This window comes from Embleya sp. NPDC005971 (assembly GCF_040629175.1).
In the GTDB taxonomy this organism is placed as follows: Bacteria; Actinomycetota; Actinomycetes; order Streptomycetales; family Streptomycetaceae; genus Embleya.
Genome location: NZ_JBEXUX010000043.1, coordinates 1 through 26282, shown reverse-complemented (window position 1 = coordinate 26282; position 26282 = coordinate 1). Strand labels below are relative to the sequence as shown.

The window sequence follows — 26282 nt, the reverse complement described above, 5'->3', positions numbered from 1 at the left end:
CGGGTACCGATGGTCCGGTGCCCGGGCCGCGCCGATCCTCGTACCTGCTTCGGGCCTAGTCGCCGAGGGTGGCGACCATGACCGCCTTGATCGTGTGCAGGCGGTTCTCGGCCTGGTCGAAGACGATCGAGAAGTGCGACTCGAAGACCTCGTCGGTCACCTCGAGCGCCTCCATGCCGGTCTTTTCGAAGATGTCCTGCCCGACCTTGGTGTTGCGGTCGTGAAACGCCGGGAGACAGTGCATGAACTTGACCTTGGGGTTGCCGGTCGCCTTCACCACGTCCATGTTGACCTGGTACGCCTTGAGTTGCGCGATCCGGGTGTCCCAGACCTCCTTGGGTTCGCCCATCGACACCCACACGTCGGTGTAGAGGAAGTCCACGCCCCGGACACCGTCCGCGACGTCGGCGGTGTGGGTGATCCGGGCGCCGGTCGCGACCGCGATCTCCTTGGCCTTGTCGACGATCTCCGGCTCGTTCCACAACTCCTCGGGTGCGACCATGCGTACGTCCATGCCCAGCATCGCGGCGGTGATCAACAGCGAGTTGCCCATGTTGTTGCGGGTGTCACCGAGATAGGCGAACGAGACCTGGTGCAGTGGCTTGTCGCTGTGTTCGCGCATGGTGAGCATGTCCGCGAGCATCTGGGTGGGGTGCCATTCGTCGGTCAGGCCGTTCCACACCGGCACGCCCGCGTACGTGCCCAGTTCCTCGACGTACTCCTGCTTGCTGCCCCGGTACTCGATCCCGTCGTACATTCGCCCGAGCACCCGCGCGGTGTCCTTCATCGACTCCTTGTGCCCGATCTGCGAGCCGCCTGGGTCGAGGTAGGTCACGCCGGCGCCCTGGTCGTAGGCGGCGACCTCGAACGCGCAGCGGGTGCGCGTGGAGGTCTTCTCGAAGATCAGCGCGATGTTCTTGCCGACGAGGCGCTTTCGCTCGATGCCCGCGTACTTGGCGGCCTTCAGGTCCGCGGCGAGGTCGAGCAGGTGGTTGAACTCCTTGGGGGTGAAGTCCAATTCCTTGAGGAAGTTGCGGTGGCGCAGATTGAAGGCCATGGCTCCAGGCATCTCTCTTCGGACGGGTTCGAAGGATCGACGAATCACTCGGGCAAGACGTCGCACGACGAATCGCACGACGCGTCGGTCGAAGGCTCGCACGACGGGTCACACGGATCGGCAAACCGCCAGGTTAGACGGCCTCGCGCTCGACCGGACAACTCATGCAGCGCGGCCCGCCGCGGCCGCGTCCGAGTTCGCTGCCGCGAATGGTGACCACCTCGATGCCGTTCTTGCGCAGGTAGGTGTTCGTGGTCACGTTGCGCTCGTAGGCGAAGACCACACCGGGCTCCACCGCCAGCACGTTGCATCCGTCGTCCCACTGCTCGCGCTCGGCGGAGCGCACGTCCTGGGTCGCGGTCAGGACCCGGATGTCGGACAGATCCAGCGCGCTCGCGATCGCCTTGTGCATGTCGTGGGCCGGATGGTCGGTGACCTTGAGTTCCTTGTCGTGTTCTCCCGGTTCGATCGTGTAGGACGGCAACATGCCCATGCCGGCGTACTTGGTGAACGTCTCGCCGTCGAGCATCGTCATCACCGTGTCGAGGTGCATGAAGGCGCGCTTCTTCGGCATGTTCAGCGCGACCACCTTCGTCGCGGAACCGTGCTTGAACAGCGCACGCGCCAGCGCCTCGACGCCCTGCGGGGTGGTGCGTTCGCTCATCCCGACCAGGACGGCACGGTTGCCGATGACCAGGACGTCGCCGCCCTCCATGGTCGCCGGGAAGCTGCTCTGGCCCGGGTTCCATACGTTGAAGTCACCCTTGGCGAAGTTCGGGTGGTAGTTGTAGATCGCCTCGAAGTGCACGGTCTCGCGGCGGCGGGCGGGCATCATCATCGCGTTCACCGCGACGCCGTCGTAGGCCCAACAGGAGGTGTCCCGGGTGAAGATGTGGTTGGGCAGCGGCTTGAGTACGAAGTCGTCCACGTCCATGGTGTGGAACGCGACGCTGTGCGGCTCCTGCACGTATTCGAGGATCTCGCGCTTGGTGATTCCGCCGACCAGGTAGCGGACCAGCTCATTGGCGTCGAAGCCCTCGAACAGGCTGCGCAGTTCATCCACCGCCAGCAAGCCGAACTCGCGCTCGTCGAAGACCCGGTCGAGCACCATTTTCTTGGCGGCCGGCTCGCCGGAGAGCGTCTCGCGCAGCAGGTCGGTGAACAGGTGGACACGAATGCCGCGATCGCGCAGCGCGTCCGCGAAGCCGTCGTGCTCCTCGCGGGCCCGCTTGACCCACAGCACGTCGTCGAACAGCAACTCGTCCTTGTTCGTCGGGGTCAGTCGCTTCATTTCCAGATCCGGGCGGTGCAGGATCACCTGCTTGAGGCGACCGGTCTCCGACTCGACGTGGAACCCCATGGAATGGTCCTCCTGACCGTTGCGAACTGCGTTGTGCTTTCCGGCCATCGGGACCGGGTCTGGTTTCGGTGGTACTTCGGTGGTGGTTTTCGGTGCCGGGTCGGTGTCTGCTTCCGGTTTCGTCTGCGGATGGTCTTTCCGGTTGCCCGGGGTACGACGCGCCGGGAGCGCGCCGCGTCAATCGCGCATGTCCACGATGACGTCCTCGACGTAGGTCGCCTCCTTGCCGCCGGGACCGTATTCGCCGCGCGAGGCCTTGACCCAGATGTAGACCGGGATGCCGAGCAGCAGCATGATCAGGCTCTTGAGCACCGCGTCCGAGCCCGCGCCGTAGACCATCCACAGCGTGAACAGGAAGCCCGCTCCGGCGATGGTGAGGTCCTTGGCCAAGGCCGCGCGGCTGACCGGGCGCTCGCGGGTGACCAGCCAGAACAGTTGCGCCGACGCGGAGAACAGGTAGGGAATCACGGTGGTGACGGTGGCCAGCAGCAGGATCGTCTCGAAGGCGTCCTCGGACCACAGGTAGTTCACCGCGACCACGACCGAGGTCAAGGCCGTGGCGACCAGAATTCCGAAGGCGGGCACGCCCGCCCGATTGACCGAGGCGAACGGCCGCGGGAACATGCCGTCCTTGGCCGCCGCGTACGGCATCTCCGCGCACAACATGGTCCAGCCGTTGAGCGCGCCGATGCCCGAGACGATCGCCATCGCGGCCATGATGCCGCCCCAGACGCCGCCGCCGAACATGTTGTTCAGCGCGTCGGAGAACGGGGCGGAGGAATCGACGAGTTCGCCATGCGGCACGTTGCCCATCACCGCGATCGTGCTGAGCATGTAGACGGCGGCGCACGCGAGCGTGCCGTAGATCGACGCCCTGCCGATGTTGCGCTCGGGGTCCTTGACCTTCTCGGCGGCCACCGACGCGGCCTCGATGCCCGAGTAGGCGAACACCACCAGCGCCGCGGAGACCTGGAGGGCGCCCAGGAAGCTCTTGCCGCTCGCGTTGAACTCGCCGAAGTTGCCGCTCTCGACGAAGAACAGGCCGACGATGGCGACGAACATCAGCGGAACGAACTTGAGCACGGTGGTCACCACCTGGAACAGGCCCATGTTCTTGACCCCGGACAAGTTGATCAGGGCCGGGATCCACAGGCCGACCAGGGCGATCGCGATCTTGCCCGGTTCGGAGTCCCAGTGCAGGAAGTAGTTCACGTAGCCGACCCAGGCCACCGCGATGCCGGCGTTGCCGGCCCAGGCGGTAATCCAGAACGACCACGCGTTCAGGAATCCGGGGAACTCGCCGAAGGCTTCGCGGGCGTAGGCGTAGGGGCCACCGGCCGCCGGGACGCGTGCGCCCAACTTGCCGAAGACGGCCGCGATCGCCAGGGCGCCGACGGTGACCAGGCCGAAGGCGAGGATGCTGATCGTGCCGTACTTGGCGAGCGTGGCCGGCAACAGGAAGATCCCGGTGCCCACGACACCGCCGACCACGAGCGCGGTCGCCTGCGGGAGACCGAGGGTGCCCCGCGCGGTGTCGTCGGCCGCGGGATCGGTCGCGGGTGGCGCCGCCGGGGCCTGGGGATCCACCGCGTGGCTCATCGCTGCTCCTCCGTGTCGAGGGGATCCGGGGCCGTGTCTTCGGCCTCGTTTTCCACCACATGGAAATCCTGCACCCGGGGTCGGGCGCGAACCTCCGACACAGGTCACGACCTGCGACGACGCTCGGACCGACCGACGCGGGACGTTCGACCCGCTTCGGTCGGCACAGGGCACTGAAGCGACATACCCGAAAGTTTCCGGCATTCACGCAGGAAAGGGCGGCATCCGCGCGGGCACGGATACCGCCCTTGCTGCGAACAGGTGACGCGGTCTCAGAGCCTGGGGTCCACCGGCTCCGATTCCAGCGCGAGGACGGCGAAAACCGCCTCGTGCACACGCCACAGCGCCTCGCCGGTCGCCAGCCTGTCCAGCGCCTCGGCGCCCAGTGCGTGCTCACGCAGCGCCATCGACCGCTTGTGGCCCAGACCACGATTGCGCAGTCGTTCCAGGTTCACCGGTTCGGTGTAGTCGGCGCCGTAGATGATCCGCAGGTATTCCGGTCCCCGGCACTTGACGCCCGGCTGCACCCGACGGTTCGCGACCCGCGCGGCCTCGCCCGCGAGCGGCTTGACCACCATGCCCTCACCGCCGGCCGCGGTCAGTTCGGTCCACCAGTGCACGCCGGCCGCGACCTGCTGCTCGTCGGTGACGTCCACGATCAGCCGGCCGGTGGGTGCGAGCAGCCCCGAGGGGTCGGCCGCCACCAGTCGGTCGGCGAGCGCGAGATGCCATTCGTGGTCGCGGCCCAGGTAGGACCCGGCGCGGCCGGCGAGTATCTGGAACGGCGCGAAGCGCAGTCCCGCGAGGCCGTCGGTCTCCCAGCAGTACCGGCCGTAGGCGTCGACGAAGGCGTGCGCGTTGGCCTCGCGACCGCGGATGCGATCAGCCAGGTCGCCGACGTCGATTCCGCGTTCGAGTGCACGCGCCAGCGCGGCGCCGGCGACCGGCAACGCGGCGGTCGCGGCCGCGCCCACGGCGGCGTACTGCTGCCGCAGCAACTCCTGCGCCTTGGCCGACCACGGCATCAACTCGGCATCGAACAGCAGCCAGTCGGTGTCCAGCTCCGCCCACAGCCCCGCCGCGTCGATCGCCGCGCGCAGCCGGTGCAGGAAGCCGTCGGTGGTGGCCCGATCGGCGAAGAAGCCGCGCCCGGTGCGGGTCCACACCGCGCCCGCGCCCATCCCCTCGTCCACTCCGAACGCCTCGCGCGCGGCGGCCTCGTCCCGGCACACCAGGGCGACCGCGCGCGAGCCCATGTGCTTCTCCTCGCAGATCACCTTGGTGACCCCGTCCGCGTGGAACTGCGCGAACGCCTCGGCCGGATGTTCGAGCAGCCCCGGCAGCGTGCTGGTCGCGCACGGTGCCATCGTCGGGGGCAGGTAGACCAGCCAGCGCGGGTCGATGGCGAACCGGCTCATCACCTCCAGGGCCGCCGCCGCGTTCTCCTGACGTACCGTCACCATGCCTGCGCCGGCCGTCTCGACATGCCGGCGACCGACTCCGCCGGCGCTCAGGTCGAGTACGTCGCCCAGGTCGAGGGTCCGCCCGTCCCGGCCACCCGGCGCCTGCGAGGCCAACGGACGCATGGGCTCGTACCAGACCTGTTCGGCCTGCACGGCGACCAGTTCGCGCTCCGGCCAGCGCAGCGCGGTCAGGTCGCCACCGAACACCGCGCCGGTGTCCAGGCAGATCGTGTTGTTCACCCACACGGCGCGCGGCGTGGGCGTGTGCCCGTAGACCACGGTCGCCTTGCCCCGGTATTCGTCGGCCCAGGGGTAGCGCACCGGGAGGCCGTACTCGTCGGTCTCCCCGGTGGTGTCCCCGTACAGGGCGAAACTGCGCACTCGCCCGGACATACGACCGTGGTACTTCTCCGGCAACCCGGCGTGGCACACCACGAGCCTGCCCTCGTCGAGCAGGTAGTGGCTGACCAGGGACTCGCAGAAGTCGACCACCTGCGTGCGGAACTCCTCGCTCTCGGCGGCCAATTGTTCGAGTGATTCGGCGAGTCCGTGGCTGGTCTTGACCTGCCGGCCCTTGAGCGCGCGCACCAGCTTGTTCTCGTGGTTGCCCGGTACGCACAGCGCGTGTCCCGCGCCGACCATGCCCATCACCAGGCGCAGTACGCCCGGGGTGTCCGGCCCGCGGTCGACCAGGTCGCCGACGAACACGGCGGTCCGTCCCTCGGGGTGTGCGGCGTCGACCGGCCGCCCCGTCCGGTCACGGGTGATCGCGTAGCCGAGTTCGAGCAGCAGCGATTCCAGCTCGGCGCGGCAACCGTGGATGTCGCCGATCACGTCGAACGGGCCGGTCAGGTGTCGCAGGTCGTTGTATCGGCGTTCGTACACCATCTCGGCGCGGGCGACCTCGTCCACACCGGAGAGCACGTGCACCTTGCGAAAGCCCTCGCGTTGCAGGCCGCGCAACGATCGGCGCAGGTCCCGGTGCTGACGCTGGACCACCTGCGGGGGCAGGTGCATCCGGTCCGGGCGTGCGGAGTTGCGTGCCTGGCATTCGGCCTCGGGGATGTCGAGCACGATCGCGACCGGGAACACGTCGTGGTCGCGGGCGACCTTGACCAGTTGCGCGCGGGCCTCGCGTTGCACGTTGGTGGCGTCCACCACGGTCAGCCGGCCGGACGCGAGACGCATCCGGGCGACGTGGTGCAGCAGTTCGAACGCGTCACCGGAGGCCGACTGGTCGTTCTCGTCGTCGGCGACCAGTCCGCGGAAGTAGTCGGAGGAGAGCACCTGGGTGTGCTTGAAGTGGGTCCGGGCGAAGGTCGACTTACCCGCACCGGTGGTGCCGATCAGGACCACCAGACACAGGTCGGGCATGGTCAATGCACGGCGGGCGCTCGCGTCGTGGGTCATGCCGTTGCTCCGGTGCCTTCGTTGTCGATGGTGGGGGTGGGGGTGTCGGGGGCGTGCGGGATGCCGGCGAGGTCGGTCTCGGTACGGGTGAAGACGACCATCTGGGTCGAGGGGCCGACCTCGGGGTCGACTTCGCCGACCGGTTCGAATCGGGTGGCGTAGCCGTACCTGTCCGCCGCCCGCTCGGCCCACGCGCGAAACGTGGCGCGGTCCCATTCGAAGCGGTGGTCGCCGTGCCGCATGGCGCCCGCCGCGAGACCTTCGCCGCCCGCCTCTTCCGGGGCGTAGCGGACGTTGTACTCGACGTTGGGGGTGGTGACCACGACGGTCGCCGGTCGGGCCGAGCCGAGCACGGCGTATTCCATGGCGGGCAGGCGTGGTTCGTCCAGGTGCTCGATCACTTCGCACAGCACGGCTGCGTCGTAGCCGGCGAGGCGCTTGTCGGTGTAGGTCAGTGCGCCCTGGATAAGCCGCACACGATCGCGTTGCCGCTCCGACATCCGGGCGAGCTTGAGCTTGCGCTCGGCGATGGTGAGCGCTCGGGTGGACACGTCGACGCCGACGATCTCGCGAAAGCGCGGCTCGCGAAGCAGGGCCCCGATCAACTTGCCGTCGCCACAACCCAGATCGAGCACCCGCTCGGCCCCGGCCGCCCGCAGCGCCGTCAGAATCGCGTCCCGCCGCTGCCTGGCGAGCGTCGGGGGTCGCTCGGTCGTACCCGCACCTGCGTCCACCACCTCGGCGGTCGCCGGCACGGCCGCAAGGGCCGCAGCCGCAGGAGCAGCACCCTCGGTCTCAGACGCGGATCCCTCGGTCTCGGGCGCAGGTCCCTCGGTCGCAAGGCCGGCCGCGACGCCTTCGACCGCACGCGCGGGTGCCACGCCCTCGGCCGCCCGCACCCCCACCGCACTCGCCGGCATCGCGCCCGCAGGCGCACCCGCGTCCGCCGGCGTCACACCCGCACCCGCCTCCGCGTCCACGGCTGCCTCGGCGTCCTCGCCGGCGTCGTCCGGTATCGCGTTGTCGAGGTTCTCCGGCGTGGTGTCGTCGATCTCGGCGAGCCGCTCCATCGCGCTGCGGGTGAGGGTGGGACGGCGCGCGAGGTAGCGGCTCGCGATCAGGTCGCGCTCCGGGTGCCCGGACAGCCAGCCCTCGCCGGCGCGGAGCAGCTTGTCCACCTCGTCGGGCGCGACCCAGTAGTGCTTCGCGTTGTCCAGGACCGGCAGCAGCACGTAGAGCTGCCGCAGCGCGTCGGCGAGCAACATCGTGCCGCTCAGCGCCAGGCGCACGTAGCGCGATTCGCCCCATGCCGGAAAGCGCGGATCCAGCGGAATCGACTCGATCCTCACCTGCCATCCCAGCGGCTCGAACAGCCGACGGACCATCTCTTCGCCACCGCGCGCGGGCAGCGCGGGTACCTCGATCTCCAACGGCATCGGCATCGCCGCCAGCTCGGGACGCGCGTCGCAGCGCCCCTGCATCGCGGTGCGAAAGACCGTGCCGAGCGCGACCGCGAGCAGCGACGACGCGGCGTAGGGCCGGTCGTTGACGTACTGCGCGAGTGCCAGGTCGGGCGAGCCCTTGGCGCCCTTGCCCCGCTTGACCCCGCGGGTGAGCGCGATCGGGTCGACGTCGAGCAGCAGCGCCGCGGTGCAGCGCGCGTCGTCCGCCTCGGGGTAGAAAACGTGTGCTTCGCCGTAGGTCGTGGAGAACCGTTGCGCCTTCCCGGGGTGCTTGTGCAGCAGGAAGCCGAGGTCGGTGGCGGGCTGATGAGTGGTTGCGATGGTCAGGAACACCAGGCCGATTATGTGCCAGGCACCCGGTCACCGACGATCGCTTTTTCCCGGTGTGCACCCCCGCCGGCGCGCCCACCGACGCAGCTTCCGAACCGCCCTCCGGCACCGCCCCGACGCGCCTGCGACCGTGCCTGCGACCGCATCCTCGGTTGCGCCCTCACTCGTCGACGTCGACGGACAGTTCCACCGCGGTACGGGTCGCGCCCGCCGGCGCGCCTGCGGCCTCTCGCGGGCAGTGCTGTCGCACACTGCCCAGGTCGATCGACAACTCCTGTTCGGCGGCGGCCCGCACGAGCGCGGCGAACGCCGGGTGCACGGCGGTCCCGTCGCCGGCGTCGTCGTCGGTGAGCACGTGGTCGGTGGTCAGTTCGCGGCCGGCCGGGCGGGTGCCGGTGATGGTCCGACGTCCGGGCACCGACCAGCCCTCGGGTACCGGCGCGGCGATCGGCACGCACAGCCCGACCTCGGCGCCGGCGTCGTCCGCTGGTCGACCCAGGTCCAGCCAGAAAGCTCCGATGGGCGCGATGCCGTCCGCGTGCAGGCTCGCGTACAAATCCGAGAAGGCGCCCTCGATCGCGACGTCCGCATCCACGACGGCACCACCCGAGTCCGCGATCACCGGCCCCGCGTCCGCGTCCGCCGGCAATACGACGTACTCGACCACCCCGACCCAGGCCCGAGGCGGCGTCGCCCGCAGGCGCACGTCGTAGGCGAAACCCGCACCCGCGAGCACCCGTTCCGCCGTCGCGAGCGCTCGATCCTCGCGCGCCCGTTCGGTCCGCACCGCCTCCCGTCGCACGCGCAACGCCTCGTGCGCGCAGCCGCCTTCGTGCATCGTGTCGCGGATGGCCGCGAGTGGTACACCGGCCGAGCGCAGTGCACGGACCAGGCCCGCCCGTTCGACTTGGTCGATCGTGTAGCGGCGGTAGCGCGTGTGCGGGTCCACGTCCGCGGGCACCAGCACGCCCTGTTCGTCGTACCAACGCAGCGCCTTGACGGTCAGGCCCGTGGCACGTGCGAAGTCTCCGATGCCGAGGAGCATCCTCATCACCTCCGAGCGACCACAGTGCCCTCTCCCGTGACGGGAGAGTCCACTGCGGGGGGCGCGCCGCCGCGATCGTCGCGATCGCGGCGGGCGCGCGGCCCGGGGTCACCAGTCGTCGGGCTCGGTGACGGTCAGCAGGCGGACGAATCTCTCGTAGGACACCTGGCAGCTCTCCAGGCGTTCGTAGGTGCGGGCCGACAACGCCACGGGGGCGCTGGGTTCGAGAGCCACGCTCCAGAACCATCCCGGCGCGCCCGTGGCCCGTCCGATGACGGGCACGAGGTCGACGACCCGGCGACGCAGCCGGTCCAGCTCGATACGGCAGGCCCCCGCCGTGACATGGCCCCGAGCGGACCGCGCGAGCACGCGGCCGTTCGGGGCGATGAGCCGCCACCGCACGTGCTGCTCGGCGTCCAGGTGGACGTCGTAGCGCGCGTGCCGTTCCGGCGTACCGTCCGGGGCCCGCGACTCATCCGAAGCGACCGGCGACATAGTCGGCCGTCCGAGGGTCGCGGGGGGCGCCGAAGATCGCGGTGGTGGGTCCGGCCTCGACGATGTGGCCGGGGGTGTTCTCCGCCGCGAGGAAGAACGCACAGTGGTCGGATACGCGTTGGGCCTGCTGCATGTTGTGGGTGACGATCACGATGGTGATGTCGTCGCGCAGTTCGCCGATGGTGTCCTCGATCCGCCGGGTGGAGGTCGGGTCGAGTGCCGAGCAAGGCTCGTCCATGAGCAGCACGTCCGGGTCGACCGCCAGGGAGCGGGCGATGCAGAGACGTTGCTGCTGGCCTCCGGAGAGTGCGCCGCCGGGTTGGCGGAGCCGATTTCTCACCTCCATCCACAGGCCGGCCCGTACCAGCGAGGACTCCACGACGGCGTCCTTGTCGACGTTGCGCACGCCGGTCAGCTTCAGGCCGGCGACCACGTTGTCGTAGATGGACATCGCCGGGAACGGGTTGGGCTTTTGGAAGACCATCCCCACCCGTCGGCGGGTCTCGATCGGACGGCGGGTGGAGTCGTAGATGTCCTCGCCGTCGAGCAGGACCCGGCCCGCGAGTTGCGCGCTGGGCACCAGTTCGTGCATCCGGTTGAGGATGCGCAGGAAGGTGGACTTGCCGCAGCCGGACGGCCCGATCAGGGCCGTGACGGAGTTGGCCGCCATCACGAGGTCGACGCGTTCGAGCACCTTGTGGGTGCCGAACCAGGCGCTGACGGCATCCGCGGTGAGCGTCGAGCCACGCCCGCCGGCGGATTGAACCGGTAAAGGCTGGGTCTCGGCTGCGGGAGCGAGAGTCGTCGCACCGCTGTCCGGGCTGGTCACGTGCGGAGCCTCCGGGGTGTGGAGTGGGACGGGACGAGAACCGGCGTCAGAGCGTCGCCGGGAGTACGCGAGCGGCGGATTCGTACAGTGCCCACACGACGGCGAGCACGACCGGGGTGCCGAGCAGGAGCGTGACTCGGCGATCGGGGTGGCGGCGCAGCGCCCAGACCAGGACGACGAGCACGAGCGTGAACGCCTGTGCCCACAGCAGCAGCCGCACGCCGGCGTCCGCGTAGCCGCCGGTGCCCTTCTCGTCCGCGCGTAGACCTTGCGGACGGCGACCCTCCTGGGCCTTGGGGGCGCCCTGTAGTTCGGCGATGACGACGGTGCGCCCACCGGGTCGGATCCACGAGTCGGCGGTGATCAGCACGAGCCGGTTCTCCCGGCCGGGCGCGAGCACGTCGTCCTTGCCGTTGGCCACGTGCCTGCGCTCGATCACCTTGTAGGTGAACTCGCCCTGTTGGGTGGTGGCTTCGATGCGTTGGCCGACGCGCAGCTTGCCGAGGTCGCGGAACGGGCCGCCGAAGGTGTGCGAGCGGCCCATGATCACGCTGTGCCCGCCCTGGCCGGGCAGGCCGCTGGTGCGCAGGTGTCCGGGGCCCTTGGCGAGCGAGTCCGCGGTGGTGCCCTCGACCACGACCTGGCGCACGCCGATCGCGGGGATGCGCAGCATCGCGACCGGGCTGCCCTTGTCGATGTTGCCGCCGAGCGGGCCCACGTCGCGGTAGAGCTCGTCGGAGAGTCGGTCGGCCAGGATGCTCTGGTCGCGGGCCTGTTGGATGTCGGAGACCACGTAGAGGTAGCCGACGAAGCCCGCGATGAGCAGGGCGAGCAGCGCGACGGACGCGCCGGCGATCGTGTACGGGTCCGGGCGCGCGCTGCGGGGTTTGCCCGCGGTCGCCGGCGGTCGCCCGTCGGCGCCCGCGGGTGCGCTCGCGGGCGCAGGGTCGGTCGCGGGTGCGGTCGCCGGCGCGGTCGCGGGCACCTTGGAGACGGTGTCGGCGGTCATGCGGTGGCCCCCTGGCGACCGATCAGGCGCAGGACGGCGGCTACCGGTGGCGGCCAGCCACCGGTGCGGCGCTTGTGTCCGAGCGAGAGCAGTACCGGGCAGGCGATCAGCGCGGCGCCGCTCACGCACATCAGGACCAGCAGCACGACTGCGGACGGGTCGCCGTCGAGCGCGTCCTTGATCACGTTGGCGACCGAGGGGAACGGGCCCTTGTCGGTGGGCGGGGCGGCCGCGCCGACGGGGGCGGTGGAGGGCGCGGTCGAGGGCGCCGCGGTCGGGGTGTTGCCGGGGTCGATCGTGCCCGGGGTGTTCGGGCTGCCGTTGCCGGCGCTCGAACCGCCCGAGTTGCCGGCGCCGGTGCCCTGGTCGACCGGCGCGGTGGTGGGCGGCGGGGTCTCGCCGGTCCACTTGGGCGCGGCGGCGATCTTCGAGCGGGCGGCGGCGATCTGCTGCTTCTGCGCGTCGCTGAGCGGGGTGTAGCCGGGCGGCAGCGCGCCGGGCCTGAAGCTCCCGGTCTGTACCTGGCCGGCGGTTGCCGCGTAGGCGAGGAAGGTGTCGATCTTGGCCGCCTTGGCGGCGGTGAGCTTGTCCGTGGAGACCATCGCCACGTCGGTGACGGTGAGCGGGTAGGCGTTCTGCGCGGTGTTGCGGTAGTCGTTGGTCAGTGTCACCCCGTCCGGCCCCGGCTTGGCGACGGCGAGGCCGGCGCGCACGGTCGCGGGGTCGGTCGGGTCGACGAAGTTGCCTGCGGCGTTGCGGATCTTGGCCACCGGGGTGCCCATGCGGGTGGCGGCCTCGACCGTGGTGATGGCCATCACGTAGTGGGATCCGTACTTGTCCTGGCCGTCGTCCTTGGGTCCGACCTCGGTCATGCTGCGGTTGGTGGGCACCGCGTTGCCGAGCCGGTTGACGACGTCTTCGTAGACCGTCTGCGGCACGTTCGTGTTGGAGAGCATCTCGACCCGGTTGGTGTACACCGCCAGCGGATAGGTCGCCTTGCCGATCCGCCATTCCGGCGGGCACACGATGCCACTGGCGTCGGGTGTGCCGGAGAGCCAGGTGACCGTCTCCGGGTCGGAGGCAAGCCATGCGGTGAGCGCCCAGATGGTGTCGTCCTGGACGCCGCGCAGGATCGGGGTGCGCGCGGCGGTGGGCCAGGAGTATGTCCCGTTGAGGGCCTTGAACTCGGGGTCGTCATAGAAATTCAGGATGGCGCCGGGCTCGTGTTCGAAAGGCAGGTAGGCCCCGGTGATCAGTTTCGCGATCAATCGGGGGGTCAGCTTCATCGACGGGATGGGCAGGTGTGTCTGCACGTCGTCGATGTTGAACGAGAAGACCAGCGCGCCGTTGGTCAGCGGCGCGTACACGGTCTTGTCCTTGTCCCGGATGGTCGGCAGCGCCACCGGACGGGCCTTGTCGAGGGGGCCGCCGATGGGCTGTTGGGTGACGCCGACGTCGACGAGGTTGCCGAGGAACGCTTCGCGACCGCTGGGGCCGGAGCCGGCGCTCACCGTCATGTTGACCGGGCTGGTCCGGGCGCCGCACAGCCCGAACACCCAAGAGGCGCCGGCCTGGGTGAACTCACCGGACCCGTTGACCGAGAGGTCCGGGTGCTCCATGCCGGGGCACGCGTCGGGTGCGGGCACGAAGGACAGCGGCGTGAACGCGGCCTGCCCGGCGGCGAAGGCGAGCGCCATGTCGGTGTCCTTGGGGCCGTACGACTCACCCAGGTCCACGTGGAATGGCGTGAACGAGGTGACGGTGCTCCCGGCGGCGGGCATCACGAATGCCACGATCGAGCATGCCTGGCGGTCGGAGCAGCCCAGTTCCGACAGTCGCAGCGCCGGCCGTACCTGGATCCACACCTGGCCGGATCCGTCGGCGGCGGTGGGCAGTCCGGTCTGCTTGGTGGCGGCTCCCGGCGGTGACGAGTCCGGCTGCTTGACCTCGTTGCCGTTCTCGGTCCAGCGCGGCGCCCAACAGTCGCGGGGCTGGGGCGAGGTGCCCTTGCACTGCATGACGACCACACTGTTGGTGCCGGCGGCCAGGGTGAATCCGGTCCATTTGACCAGGATTCGCTGGTTGACCAGGCTCGTGTTCTGCGACACGGTCACCGTCGGGCGGGGCTCGGCCGCGCCGGCGGAGCCGACGATCACACTCAGCCATCCCGCGAGCAGGGCGACGCACAGCGCGATGACTCCACCGACGGTCGGCACGCGACCGCGCGAGGCGGTGGATGGTTCGATGCCGCTCACGGCAACTCCACTTCTGACGCCCGCGTTCGGGGACGGCTCCCCCCGGCGAGGACGACCCGCGCCGATCCTCGCGCGGCGCGGCGGTACCGGGGGAGCGGAATCCGACACGGTGTTCGAAAGTTCGTCTGCGACGCACGGACCGGACATCTCCCGGTCACCCGACTCAACCGACATCGGGCCCACGCCCTCGACCGAGGCGGCTGTACAGGAAGGGTGCGCCGAACACCGCGCCGGCCAGGCACACCAGTGTCAGCGCGTAGAACCACACGGGGGGCAGGGGCGGCGAGTCGCCGCTTTCCACCGATCCGGCGCTGACCGGCCCCGCGGGGCCGGACTTGTCGCCGCCGGCCAGGACTTCGCCGGTGTTTTGGTCGCCGGTGCCGCCGGTGCCGTTCTCTCCTTGGCCGCCGGGGGTGTTCGCGCCGGGGGTGTCACCGGGCTTGGGCGTGTTGCCGGTTCCGTTGCCGTTGCCGTTCCCGTTGCCGTTGTTCGTGGTGTTGTTGTTCTGGTTGGTGCTGCCGGGGACGTTCTGTTGCTGTTGTTGCTTTTGCTCCGGCGGTACCCACGACGGGTTGTAGGTCGGGTTCGGGCAGGCGTCGTACTCCGCCTTGGTCGGCTTGTTCAAGTTGGCCGGCAGCGCGCCCGGATCGGGTGCGCCGGGAATCGACTTGATCGCCTCGTAGCCGAAGCTGACCAGCTTGGGCGGCAGCGGCGAGTAGCCCAGTTCGGGGGCCCTGGCCTGTCCCGCACACAGGAAGTATTTGATGAACTTGCCCAGCGTCTCGCCCTTGGCCTCGTCGAAGCCGAACTGTTTCGCCGCCGGCACGATCATGTAGCTGTAGCTGGAGATCGGGTAGGCGCGCCGGTCGGGGTTGGTGTAGACGTCGTCGAGGATCTGCGTACTGTCCTGGTTCAACCGGGCCTTGGTGAGCCCGATCGACACCGCGTCGGACGTGGGCTGGGTGTACACGCCGCCGGCGTTCTTGACCGAGGCCACCGGGAATTGGCGTTGAATGGCGTAGGCGGTCTCGACGTAGGTGATCGCGCCCTCGCCGTATCCGGCCGCGACGTAGTTGGCCACGCCCTCGGAGCCCGCCTGTGCCTTGGCCGCACCCTTGACCGGGAATTCCGACGTCATCCCGCCGGGGAAGAACGGCCGCCAGATGTCGTTGACCTGGTTGGTCAGGAACGCGGTGAACTGTGCGCTGGTGCCCGAGCCGTCCGAGCGCACGACCGGGGTGATGGGGGTGGCGGGCAGCGCCAGTGCCGGATTGTCGTCCTTGATCGCCTTGTCGTTCCACACCTTGATCTGGTTGGTGAAGATCCCGGCGATGGTCCTGGGCGACAGTTGCAGGTTGCGGACCTGCTGGCCGCGGATCTTCAGGTTGTACATGAACGAGGTGCCGCCGGCGACGATCGGCAGGTACTTGAATTTGGTGTTCGAGCTCGCCAGCGCGGCGAGTTCGTTGGTCGAGGCGCCGGTGCGGTCGACGTAGTTGCCCTGGAAGGGGATCTCGGAGACGGCGAAGTCCACCAGGTGGTGCATGAAGTCGGTGCGCCCGGCGGTGGAGCCGTTCTGGTTGTAGTCGACCGCGAGACCGCGGGCGGCGACGTCGGCCGCCCATTGTTTGGTCGCGGGCGCACTCCACGTGGACCCGCTGCCGTTGATCCCGGCGGCGGCCGAGGCGGTGCCGGTCGGCACGGTGATCAAGGGCACGGCGAGTGCGGAGGCGATCGCCAGCCGTAGCAAGAGCGCGGGGACGCGCTTGATCCTGGTCATGAAGTGGGCTCCGGGGTGAGGGACTTGGCGGCGGCGCGCTGCCGCTTGCGGCGACCGGACTCGCCGGGGGTCCGCCCGCCGATCAGGCGTGCGAGGGTGAACAGCACGAGGACGATCAGCAGCAGGGTGACGCCGGCGCCCCAGGCGAGGGAGTTGAGCTGGTCGCTGGGCGACTTGTAGTTCTCCCAGATGAAGTACGGCAACGAGTTCTGCACACCACTGAACGGGTTCCAGTTCATGCCCGCGCTGCCGCCGGCGACGAGCAGTACGGGTGCGGTCTCGCCGACCACGCGGGCGCAGCCGAGGATGACCGCGGTGACCAGGCCGCTGCGGGCGGTCGGCAGCACCACGTTCCACAGCGTGCGGAACTCGCTCGCGCCGAGCGCCAGCGAGGCCTCGCGCAGGCCGTTGGGGACCAGGCGCAGCACCACTTCGGTGGCTCGCGTGACCACCGGCATCATCTCGACCGAGAGCGCGAGTCCGGCGGCCAGGCCGCAGAAGCCCTGGCCGAGCGAGATGACGAAGAAGGCGTAGACGAACAGGCCCGCGACCACCGAGGGGATGGCGGTCATCGCCTCGACGACCACCCGCACCACCGAGGCGAACCGGCCGCCGACCTCGTTCATGTAGATCGCGGCGATCACTCCGAGCGGAACGCTCAGCACGATCGCGATGCCCATTTGTTCGAAGGTGCCGACGATGGCGTGTGCGGCGCCGACCGCGACTCCGTCGGCGCTCAGGGCGCTGAAGTGTCGCTGGGTGGCGGTGAAGAAGTCGGCGTGCAGGATCCGACCGAAGCCCTTGACGAAGACGTAGCCGATCACGGTCACCACCGTGGCGACCATCAGGGCCGCACCGGTGGAGATCACCGCGCCGGCGACCCGGTCGCTCGCGGCGACCCGGTCCAGGCGCATGCGGGTGGCGATCGCGTACAGCAGCAGGAAGCTCACGTAGGCGGTGATCAGGTAGCCCTGCCAGCCGGCGACCGGCAGGATGCGCCCGTACAGCACCCACGCGAAGCTCGCGCCGGCGACCGCGGCGCCGAGTGCGACGCCGATGTCGTCGGGCGCCACGCGGCGCAACGCCACGCGGGCTTCCTCCGGTGGTCGCGGCGCGGACGCGGGCGGCGGCGCGTCGGGCCCGGGCCGAACGATCGGCTCGGTGACGGTCATCGTCGTGGATCCCCTCGATGGTGGGTCTGGTGGAGCCGTTGTTCGCGGTTCAGATCTCGGTGGACTTGCCGCTGCGCGAGCGGGCGACCAGGACACCGGCGACGGTGTTGACGGCGAGGGTGAGGACGAAGAGCGCGAGGCCGGCGGCCATCAGCGCGGAGATCGACTCGGTGTCGGCCTCGCCGTACTTCAGGACGATCAACGAGGAGATCGTCGAGCCCTGGCCGTCGAGGATGCGGAACGAGAAGTCGGTGTTGAACGAGATGATCATCGCGACGGCGATGGTCTCGCCCAGGGCTCGGCCCAGGCCGAGCATGATGCCGCCGATCATGCCGCCGCGTCCGAACGGCAGGACCACCGCGCGGATCACCCCCCAACGGGTGGCGCCGAGCGCGAGGGCGCCCTCTTTCTCGCCGGGCGGCGCCTGACCGAACACCTCACGGCTGACCGAGCAGCAGATCGGGATGACCATGGTGGAGACCACCACACCGGAGATGAACAGCGAGGAGCTGAACTGGCTGTCCACGAAACGGGCCTTCACGTCGATCGTGCGGATCTCGAAGATCGGCAGGAAGTCGAAGGTGGTGGCCAGCCATCGGCTGACCGGGATGAGCTGGGGTTGCAGCACGAAGAAGCCGAAGATGCCGTAGATGATGCTGGGCACCGCCGCCATCAGGTCCACGATGGAGGTGAGTACGCCGCGCAGGCGCCGGGGTGCGAATTCGGTGATGTACAGGGCCGCGGTGAGGGCGATGGGTACGGCGACGACGAGCGCGACGATGGCCACCAGGACGGTCCCGGTGAGCAGGCCGCGAACGCCGAAGGTGCCGCTCTTGGGTTCCCACACGTCCTCGGTGAGGAATCCCCAACCGGCCCGGTCGAGCGCGCTGCTGCCCTGGTAGAGCAGGTAGCCGCCGATCGCGACGAGCAGTCCCAGGACCAGGATCGCCACGCCGCGTGTGGTCCAGCGGAACGCGTGATCGGCCCTGGTCCGACGTACCACGATCCGCCGGGGCGAATCGATGAGTTCCGGCGACTCGGGTGCGAACACGGGCGGATGTGCCATGGATGTCGGCTCCTGGAAGCGGGTGGCGAACCGACCTGACCATTCGTCATGTCGCCCGGCGATCAAGCCGGATGCCCCTCGCCTGGAGACAACCAGAGCGCAGCACCCCGGCGACTGTCCGCTACGGAAACAACCGGTGCCGAGGGTGTACGGCAGGCGTCATATCCGTGCCGTCGGGGTTCCGGCGTATCCGGTTTCCGTTACAGGCGCGGCTCGTTCGCGTCGACGCCTCGTTGGGCCCGGTCCCGTTTCCCTGCCGGACATCCCACGACGATCAAGCCGCCGGCAGCGTTGTCGGCGTCGGCCACTGCGGTCGACGGCCAGCAAATGCCAAGAGAGAGTTGAGACTTCGAATGTCCAGCGTCTTCAGCATGCGCAAGACCGCCACCGTACTGGGCACCGCGACCGCCGCCATGGCCCTCGTCGTCGGCGCCAACGCCTCGGCGAACGCCGCCACTTACGTCAACGCCGGTTCGGACACGCTGCAGAACGTCACCGCGGCGCTCGGCTCGGACTATGCGGCCAATGTCGATCCGGGTGGCAACAACTGGATAACCGTCAACGCCGGCGTTCCCGCCGGTGGCCAGGCGACCGGCAAGGCCGCCTGTGACACCCAGTACGGTACCGGCAAGAACCCGTGGCCGAACGGCTCCAGCGCGGGCATCAACGCCCTGCTGGCCGAGCGCGCCGGTACCAGCGCCAACTGCCTGAGCTTCATCCGGTCCTCGCGTGGCCCCAAGGCCGGCACGCCCGAGACCACGCTGACCTTCACCCGCGTCGCCGGTGACGCGGTCACCTGGGCCACCAAGAAGCCCGGTGCGCCGACCAACGTGACCCGCGCGCAGCTCCAGGACATCTACAAGTGCACGATCACCGACTGGAACCAGATCAACTCCAGCCTGTCGGGCACGATCGAGAAGCACATTCCGCAGGCCGGCTCCGGTACCCGCCAGGAGTTCATCGACAAGGTGCTCGGCTTCGACCCGACCGCCACCGCCAACGGCGCGTGCGCCGCGACGGTCAACCAGAGCGCGCAGGAGAACCGCGGCGACGCGCCGCAGATCCTCTCGAACAACGCGATCATCCCCTACTCGCAGGCCGCGTACGGCGAGCAGACCACCCCCGCCTCGGGCGTGACCAACCACACCGGTGGCTTCACCCCGCGCAGCATCGACGGCAAGGCGCCCAACGCCACCGGCTTCATCGGTAACCGCTCGGTCTACTTCGTCTACGACCCGCTGGACACCGAGCCCGACACGGACACCATCGCGTTCATCAACTGGGCCAAGGCCCCCGCGCAGCTCCCGATCTGGACCACCTTCGGCTTCGTCTCCTAGTCGACGCCCGAGCCACACCGCAGCATGTGATCGAGCGACGGGCCGTCCCGAATCGGGGGTTCAGGGACGGCCCGTCGCCTCCGCAGAGTTCCAGGCGGGGCAGGGTGCGCGGGATCGGTACGGTGACGGGTTCGGTGGCCGCGGCGACAAGCCGGAGGTTCGGGCGAACCCGACCACCACTCGGCTCCGGGACATCGTCGGGTGCGTCGGCACAGACCGGAGTCCGATCCCGGGAAGCACCGCGTCCGGCCCGATCAGAAGCACCTGCCGTGCGAATACTCCGACCTTCGTGCGGTGTTCATCGACTGGGCCCAGGCCCCGCGCAGCTCCCGATCCGGGCCATTCGCATTCAGGCCCTGATCGACGCCGGGCCGAGGTACCACGGTTCACCGGTCGCACGACTCCAGGGGCTTTCGAGCCAAAGTTCACCCGACGGTGGCGGATCGCTCATCCGTTTGCCATCACCGGCCCCTGACGTTTCCCCCGCGGACGCCCACCAGGTCGCCGCGTGCTGTTTTGCTCGATCCCATTGACCCCGGAAGGGCATTTCATGAAGCTTCGTCGTCTGCTCGCGCTCACCGTCGCGGTTCCGGCCGCGCTGGCGATCGCCGCGGTGCCGGCCATCGCCACGGACGCCGCACCCACTTCTTCGGCGACCACGGCATCGGGCACCATCAAGGTCAGCCCGCTGTACGGTCCGGCCGACGCCACCGGCAAGGCGACCGTGCGCTCGAGCGTTCCCTGTGGCCCCGACGCGACCGCCTTCCGGTTCGTCGTGCGTTCGCCCGACGCCAACGAGCGGGTCTTCGGTGGGTCGTTCCTGGGTACGCCGCTGCCCGCCGACAAGGTCGCGGACACCGCGGTCGTCGGCCTGCGGGCGCTCTTCCCGGTCGGCTCCGCCGCGCAGGAAGGCGTCGCGCACAAGCTGGTCGCGCAGTGCTACACGACCGGCGCGGACGGCGTGCTGACCATCACCGAGCCCGCCTCGGTCGACCTGCGCGTCAACAGCGGCGTGTGGAGCTCGCTTTCGCCCGAGGTCCGCGCGCTGCCCACCAAGATCGGCGCCCTGCGCTTCGGTCTGGTCCTGTTCCGCGGCTTCGCGCCCGGTGAGCACGTGGACGGTGTCGTGCGTGCCGCCGACGGCACCGCCACCCCCGTCTCGTTGCAGCCGCAGATCGCGCCCAATGGCACCTGGGGCGGCGCGCTGCTGACGCTCCCGGCGTCCGTGGCCGACGGTTCCTACACGCTCGTGCTCTCCGGCACGGACTCGAAGGCGACCTCCTCGGTCTCGATCACCCTCGACTCGTCCCGCCTGTGGTGGTGACGCGGCGTCGGTGACAACGCCTTGGGCCGCCGGGAATCCTCCCGGTGGCCCACTTGCGATCCGTCCCCGTTTCCTTTCCTCTCAACGGAGTTGACCAGATGAGCCTAAGACTCGCGCGCGTGCTGGCATCGTGCGGAGCCGGGCTGCTCGTAATGTCGGCCATGCCGACGCTCGCGGCGGCGGCCGACCCCGGTTCCCCGACTCCGACGATCGTCGTCGCTCCGGGTACCGGCAAGATCGACACCAAGGTGACGATGAAGGCGACGGTGCCCTGTGCGGCGCCGGCCACCAATTTCCGCTGGAGCGTCAGCGGGGGCACGCTGACCGCGCCGCGCCTGATCGGTGGCGAGGTCGGCGACGAGCTTCCCGGTGATCGGATCCCCAACCGCACCACGGCGATCCGGCTGTTCCTGGCGGGGACCGACCTCACGGGCACGTTCAAGTTGACCGCGCAGTGCGTGAGCGACATCGGCACGCTGTTGAGCGAACCCGCGTCGGTCGACATCACGACGGCGGACGCGGCGGACGGCAAGACGTGGAGCGTGGCGGCTCCGCCCACCTCCGAGCCCCCGACCACCTCACCGCCCACCAGCACGCCACCGACCACCACGCCGCCGACGACCACCCCGCCGACCGGCGCGGAGGACACCCTCGTCCTCGACCCCACGACCGGCGAGCTCTTGACGAAGGGGAACATCACCTCGTTGAAGGCATGCCCGCAGGGCACGACGAAGTTCCTGTTCCTGCTGACCCCTCCCGGCGGCGGCACCGAGACGCGCATCGGCGGGTTCTCTCCCCAGGCCCTTCCCGCGGACCGCAAGCCGGCGATCACGCAGAAGCTGATCATCTCGGGCGGCGCCGAAGGTGACTACCGCATCCGAGCCCAGTGCCTGGACGACGCCGGCGCGGTCGTGGCGAACGACCTCGCCCGGGTCAACCTGAAGCTCGAGGGAACCGCCTGGAAGGTGCTGGCCACCGTCACGCCGACCGTGGGCTTCAATGACGAGATCAAGATTCCCGACGCGACCGGTGTGCAGGTGAACTACACCCTCACGCTGACGAACTTCCCCGCGAATGTGCCGTTCAAGGCCGTGATCACCAAGAAGAACGACACCGCGTTCGCCCCGGTCGAACTACCCACGACCACAACCGATGCCGGCGGTCGGTTCACGGCCTCACTCGCCCCCTTCCCCCGGGCGGCGGCTCCCTGGGTGGACGGCGACTACATCCTGACGGTCACGACCACCGAGACCGGACCCAAGGTGGAGCGCCCCTTCAAGGTCACCCTCACGCGTGCCGGGGCGACCAACGGTTCGAGCACCGGCACCACCACGGGCACCACGACCGGCACGACGGCCGGTGACACCGCCGGGACGACCGCGGGCACGACCACCGGAACCACGACCGGCACGACCGCCGGTGACACCGCGGGCACCACCGCGGGCACCACCGCCGGCACGACCACGGGCACCACGACCGGCACCAGCTCCGGCAGTTCGGCCGGGAGCGGCAACGGCGGCGGAGGCGGTGGGCTCGCGCACACCGGTGCCCTGTTGGACCCGCGCCTGCTCGGCACCGCCGGCGGCACGCTCCTGATGATCGGCGGCGTCATGTGGTACCGCAGCCGCGGCACCCGCAGCACGCTGCTTGCCGGCAGTGGCACCTTCGGCGAGGACGACGGGGACACTCCCGCGACCGTCTGACGACGAGGGAACACACCGAACGGCCGCCCGCTGTAGCACCGGGGGCGGTGGGGTGAGAGAGGGGCTCTGTCGCAGCGCACGGGCTGCGACAGAGCCCTTTCCCGTGCCGCCGATGGCCACGGGGCCCTCGGCTCAGCCGAGTTGGGACATCACCTCCGAGGCGATCAGCTCCAGGTGGTCCAGGTCGTGCAGGTCCAGGATCTGGAAGTAGATCCGGGTCGAGCCGATTTCGGCGAAGCGGCCGATCCGGTCGACCACTTCGGCGGGCGAGCCGGCGAGACCGTTCTCCTTGAGTTCGGCGGGTTCGCGGCCGATCACCGCGGCGCGGCGGGCCACCTCGGCGTCGTCCTTGCCCACGCAGGCCACGAGCGCGTTCGACAAGACCAGGTCCTCGCTCTTGCGACCGTGCTCGGCGAGCGCGTCGCGCACCCGGTCGAACTGCTGCGCGCTGGTCTGCACCGATGCGAACGGGATGTTGAACTCGTTCGCGAAGCGCGCGGCCAGCGCCGGTGTGCGCTTGGCGCCGAAGCCGCCGATCAGGATCGGCGGGTGCGGGCGCTGCGCGGGCTTGGGCAGCGCGGGCGAGTCGGCCAGCGAGTAGTAGCGCCCGTCGTAGTCGAAGGTATCGCCGACCGGGGTGTCCCAAAGGCCGGTGATGATGTCCAGTTGTTCTTCGAGCCGGTCGAACTTCTCGCGCGGGAACGGGATCCCATAGGCGGTGTGCTCCTGCTCGAACCAGCCCGCGCCGATGCCCAGTTCGACGCGCCCGCCGGACATCGCGTCGACCTGCGCGACCTGGATCGCGAGCACGCCGGGCAGCCGGAACGTCGCCGCCGTCATCAACGTGCCCAGCCGAATGTGCTTGGTCTCCCGGGCCAGTCCGGCCAGCGTTATCCAGGCGTCGGTAGGACCGGGCAGGCCGTCGCCGCTCATGCGCAGATAGTGGTCCGAGCGGAAGAAGGCCCCGAAACCGAGGTCTTCGGTGGCTTTGGCCACGCTCAGGAGCGTCTCGTAGGTCGCGCCCTGCTGGGGTTCGGTGAAGATACGCAGATCCATGTGCCCATCCTCCCCCGAGGACGCGCCGCCCACCGGACTCGATCATGCGAGCCGCGCCGGAAAGGGCACCACGTGTGCCACACCGCGTCGCCGGCGCGGCGGGATCGCCGGGGCGTGCCGATGCGGTAGCCCCGACCAGGTCGCGGTCTCCTCGGCGGCACGCAGCCGCACCAGGTTGCGAAAAACGATCGCCCAGGCCGCCGCGCAGGCCCGCCGCTGGGCGGGCTCCAACCTGGCCCAGTCCCCGCAGGGGTTGTCCGCGACGCCCTGTCGGGCCAGCAGCGTGAGCACCTTGGCGACCCGCCCGAGCACCCGGGCGGCGCCCGCGATCGGCACGGCGGCCGGGTCTCCGCCCGGCAGCGGAACGACTGTCGCGCAATCGGGCCCCACGATCCGGCCGACGATCTCCCGCGCGTCCCCGAGTTCGTCGGCCACCCGGCACAGGCAGCCGCCCCGGTCCGGCTTGCCGCTCCACGCGTGCACCACCTGCTGCACGGTGTGCAGCGCGAGCGCGACGGCGGCCAGTGCGCGTGGCGTGGAATCGACGGTGGCCAGCTCGTCGTCCAGTTCGGCGAAGGTCTCGATGGTGTGCATGATCGCTCCCTCGTGCGGTGCTTGTCCGGGTCGCCCGGAGTTCGCCGGAGTTCGTCCGGTGTGTTCACGACGCCTCCAGATTGCGCCCGAGGGCCGGACGAATCGCCCGCCGTCGAACAATCTGTGGACAACCAAGCGGATTTTCGGCGGGTTTCACTCTTCGGGGTGATGTGTCCCCGGGTTGTCCACAGGCAGTCGGGCACGCGGAGTGACCACGTGCCAACCTGATCGTTTCCCGAGCAGGCAGCACTCGGCTCACGTACTCATCAGGGGGTGGTGGCATGTCCCGCACCGACGGCGAAGGCACAACGGGCTACGCGGTCGATACCGGCGAACTGCACGGACTGGTCCGGCGCTTGCACAACATCGGCGCCGACTACCTCGCGCGCGGCTGCTTCGCCGAGCCCGCCCGGGTCGCGGCCGACACCGCCCTTGGCCCCGATGCCCTGGGGACGCTCCCGGGCGCCGCCGAGTTGACCGACCGACACCGCCGAGCGGCGGCCGAGATGGTCGAGCTGTTGGCGCAAATTCGCGCCGAGTTGGCCACCACCCGGATCGAACTCGGCCACACCGCCGACCGGTTCACCGCCACCGAGACCGAGGTCGGCACGCTGCTGCGGACGGCGGCCTCGCGATGAGCACCCCCGACGCCGTGGACACGTACGCGGCGATTCACGCGGCCCGCCCCGGCGAGGTGGCCGCAGCGGCCGACGGTTGGCGCCTGGCCGCCGTCCGGCTGGCCGAGTTGCGCGACGCACTCGCCGAGACCGCCCGACGTGGCGCCCAGATCTGGACCGGCGGCGGCGCCGAACGTTTCACCGCCCGCTGTCACACCCTGGCCGACACCGCCGACCGACTCGCCGCCCACGGCATCGCGCTGCACCGGCACCTCGACAAGGCGGCCCACGCCCTGAACCTGGCCCAAGAGCAAGCCACCGACCCCACAGCCGCCCAATCCGCCGCCACACGCCTGGAGGACGTGTACCGCGACCTCGGCGACCGGCTACCCGCCCTCACCCCTCCGCCGCACACCGACGCCACACCGAAAGCCAACGTCCCCGCCGACGCTCCCCCCACCACCACCCCACCCCCGAGCCAACCCTGCACCAAGAACACCACCGCCCCCACCAACCCGAGCACCATCAACCCCACCACCACCGACCCCGGCAACATCACCCCCCTCTCACCCCCGCCACCCCCACTCGCCCCACCCACATCCTGCGACCCACTCGAAGCCCCACCCTCCGAAGCCCCCGCAGTCACCCAAGCCTCCGAAGCACCCAAGACAGTGCCGCCCCCACCACCACCGTCCACACCAATCCCCACCTGTCTGACCAACAGCACACCGCCCCTGCCCCCACCACCCCCCGAAGCCCCACCCACACCGACACCGCCCCTCACCCCACCCCCACCATCCAGCTGCCCACCGCCCCCACCACCCCCGCCCGTCATGGGCACCCCCCTACCCCGAGACCCTCGCCAGGTCCTCCCAGCCGGAATCGGCCCCCGCGTACGCCGCCCCACCCCACCCCCCTCGCCCCCGATCCCCCCGGTAACCGGCATCCGCATCGCACCCGGCCTGCGCACCGGCAGCCCAGCAGCCACACACGACGCCGCACACACCGCCACCCCCCTCCCCAACCCACTCGGCACCACCACCCACAACGACCCACCCCCCGCCCCCCTGCCACCCACATGGCTGACCGCCCCCACCACCGGCGGCACCCCCACCACCCCCACCCCAACCCCCCGCCCCCGCAGCCGCTACACCACCCACCCACCCGAAGCCTGGTGGACCACCCCCGAATCACCCCACCCCCCAACCTGACCACCCACCCCTGGCGCGTCAGCGCCCCCGACCCAGCCCCACCCCGGTGATCGACGCGCGCAGCGCGGAGAGCGGCGGAGCCGCAAAACAAAGACTTCGTGGCCCGG

20 protein-coding genes are annotated in these 26282 nt (G+C 70.0%); 5 read left to right on the top strand and 15 right to left on the bottom strand.

The window, feature by feature from the left end:
* Positions 1–55 precede the first annotated feature (55 nt).
* The 13 genes from argF to pstC form a co-directional block, all read right to left on the bottom strand.
* The gene (gene argF, locus ABZ374_RS31315; protein ID WP_360317398.1) at positions 56–1057 is read right to left on the bottom strand and encodes an ornithine carbamoyltransferase; all 1002 of its coding nucleotides are present in this window, start codon (positions 1055–1057) and stop codon (positions 56–58) included.
* Between the two features lie 133 nt (positions 1058–1190).
* Complete coding sequence (locus tag ABZ374_RS31310) at positions 1191–2417, bottom strand: arginine deiminase (RefSeq protein ID WP_360317396.1); 1227 nt, start codon at positions 2415–2417, stop codon at positions 1191–1193.
* A 177-nt stretch (positions 2418–2594) separates the two neighbouring features.
* Positions 2595–4016 (bottom strand): amino acid permease, encoded by a 1422-nt coding sequence (locus ABZ374_RS31305; protein WP_360317394.1) that lies wholly within the window; start codon positions 4014–4016, stop codon positions 2595–2597.
* 272 nt (positions 4017–4288) lie between these two features.
* Complete coding sequence (locus ABZ374_RS31300; protein ID WP_360317392.1) at positions 4289–6889, bottom strand: polynucleotide kinase-phosphatase; 2601 nt, start codon at positions 6887–6889, stop codon at positions 4289–4291.
* Entirely contained in the window at positions 6886–8685 is a 1800-nt protein-coding gene (locus ABZ374_RS31295; RefSeq protein WP_360317390.1) for a 3' terminal RNA ribose 2'-O-methyltransferase Hen1, read from the bottom strand. The genes ABZ374_RS31300 and ABZ374_RS31295 overlap by 4 nt, the downstream gene beginning before the upstream one ends.
* A 157-nt stretch (positions 8686–8842) precedes the next feature.
* A complete protein-coding gene (locus ABZ374_RS31290; RefSeq protein ID WP_360317388.1) occupies positions 8843–9727 on the bottom strand; it encodes a MerR family transcriptional regulator in 885 nt (294 codons plus the stop codon).
* Between the two features lie 108 nt (positions 9728–9835).
* The gene (locus ABZ374_RS31285) at positions 9836–10222 is read right to left on the bottom strand and encodes a hypothetical protein (protein WP_355529452.1); all 387 of its coding nucleotides are present in this window, start codon (positions 10220–10222) and stop codon (positions 9836–9838) included.
* A complete protein-coding gene (locus tag ABZ374_RS31280) occupies positions 10200–10916 on the bottom strand; it encodes a phosphate ABC transporter ATP-binding protein (RefSeq protein ID WP_360317483.1) in 717 nt (238 codons plus the stop codon). The genes ABZ374_RS31285 and ABZ374_RS31280 overlap by 23 nt, the downstream gene beginning before the upstream one ends.
* Before the next feature lie 181 nt (positions 10917–11097).
* Positions 11098–12060 (bottom strand): class D sortase, encoded by a 963-nt coding sequence (locus tag ABZ374_RS31275; protein WP_360317386.1) that lies wholly within the window; start codon positions 12058–12060, stop codon positions 11098–11100.
* Positions 12057–14315 carry a hypothetical protein gene (locus tag ABZ374_RS31270; RefSeq protein ID WP_360317384.1) on the bottom strand — a complete coding sequence of 753 codons (2259 nt, stop codon included), beginning with the start codon at positions 14313–14315 and terminating at the stop codon, positions 12057–12059. The genes ABZ374_RS31275 and ABZ374_RS31270 overlap by 4 nt, the downstream gene beginning before the upstream one ends.
* Positions 14316–14478: 163 nt before the next feature.
* Positions 14479–16095, bottom strand: coding sequence for a phosphate ABC transporter substrate-binding protein PstS (gene pstS, locus ABZ374_RS31265; protein WP_360317382.1), 1617 nt, complete (start codon positions 16093–16095; stop codon positions 14479–14481).
* Positions 16092–17267 (bottom strand): phosphate ABC transporter permease PstA, encoded by a 1176-nt coding sequence (pstA, locus tag ABZ374_RS31260; protein WP_360317381.1) that lies wholly within the window; start codon positions 17265–17267, stop codon positions 16092–16094. Before pstA ends, pstS begins: the two co-directional genes overlap by 4 nt.
* Before the next feature lie 49 nt (positions 17268–17316).
* A complete protein-coding gene (gene pstC / locus ABZ374_RS31255) occupies positions 17317–18333 on the bottom strand; it encodes a phosphate ABC transporter permease subunit PstC (protein ID WP_360317379.1) in 1017 nt (338 codons plus the stop codon).
* Between the two features lie 371 nt (positions 18334–18704).
* On the opposite strand from pstC, the gene ABZ374_RS31250 reads away from it, so the two are divergent.
* From ABZ374_RS31250 to ABZ374_RS31240, 3 genes are all read left to right on the top strand, one after another.
* Entirely contained in the window at positions 18705–19670 is a 966-nt protein-coding gene (locus ABZ374_RS31250) for a substrate-binding domain-containing protein (RefSeq protein WP_360317377.1), read from the top strand.
* A 550-nt stretch (positions 19671–20220) separates the two neighbouring features.
* On the top strand, positions 20221–20994 hold the full coding sequence (locus ABZ374_RS31245) for a hypothetical protein (RefSeq protein ID WP_360317375.1): 774 nt from the start codon (positions 20221–20223) through the stop codon (positions 20992–20994).
* Positions 20995–21092: 98 nt separating this feature from the next.
* Complete coding sequence (locus ABZ374_RS31240) at positions 21093–22697, top strand: hypothetical protein (RefSeq protein ID WP_360317373.1); 1605 nt, start codon at positions 21093–21095, stop codon at positions 22695–22697.
* A gap of 132 nt (positions 22698–22829) precedes the next feature.
* Here the strand turns inward: ABZ374_RS31240 and ABZ374_RS31235 are convergent, their stop codons facing one another.
* Positions 22830–23753 carry an LLM class F420-dependent oxidoreductase gene (locus ABZ374_RS31235; protein WP_360317371.1) on the bottom strand — a complete coding sequence of 308 codons (924 nt, stop codon included), beginning with the start codon at positions 23751–23753 and terminating at the stop codon, positions 22830–22832.
* A gap of 42 nt (positions 23754–23795) precedes the next feature.
* A complete protein-coding gene (locus ABZ374_RS31230) occupies positions 23796–24347 on the bottom strand; it encodes a hypothetical protein (protein ID WP_360317369.1) in 552 nt (183 codons plus the stop codon).
* A 281-nt stretch (positions 24348–24628) separates the two neighbouring features.
* Here ABZ374_RS31230 and ABZ374_RS31225 point away from each other — a divergent pair, with 281 nt between their 5' ends.
* Both ABZ374_RS31225 and ABZ374_RS31220 read left to right on the top strand, forming a co-directional pair.
* Entirely contained in the window at positions 24629–24985 is a 357-nt protein-coding gene (locus ABZ374_RS31225; RefSeq protein ID WP_360317367.1) for a hypothetical protein, read from the top strand.
* A complete protein-coding gene (locus ABZ374_RS31220) occupies positions 24982–26175 on the top strand; it encodes a hypothetical protein (protein ID WP_360317365.1) in 1194 nt (397 codons plus the stop codon). Before ABZ374_RS31225 ends, ABZ374_RS31220 begins: the two co-directional genes overlap by 4 nt.
* Positions 26176–26282 lie beyond the last annotated feature (107 nt).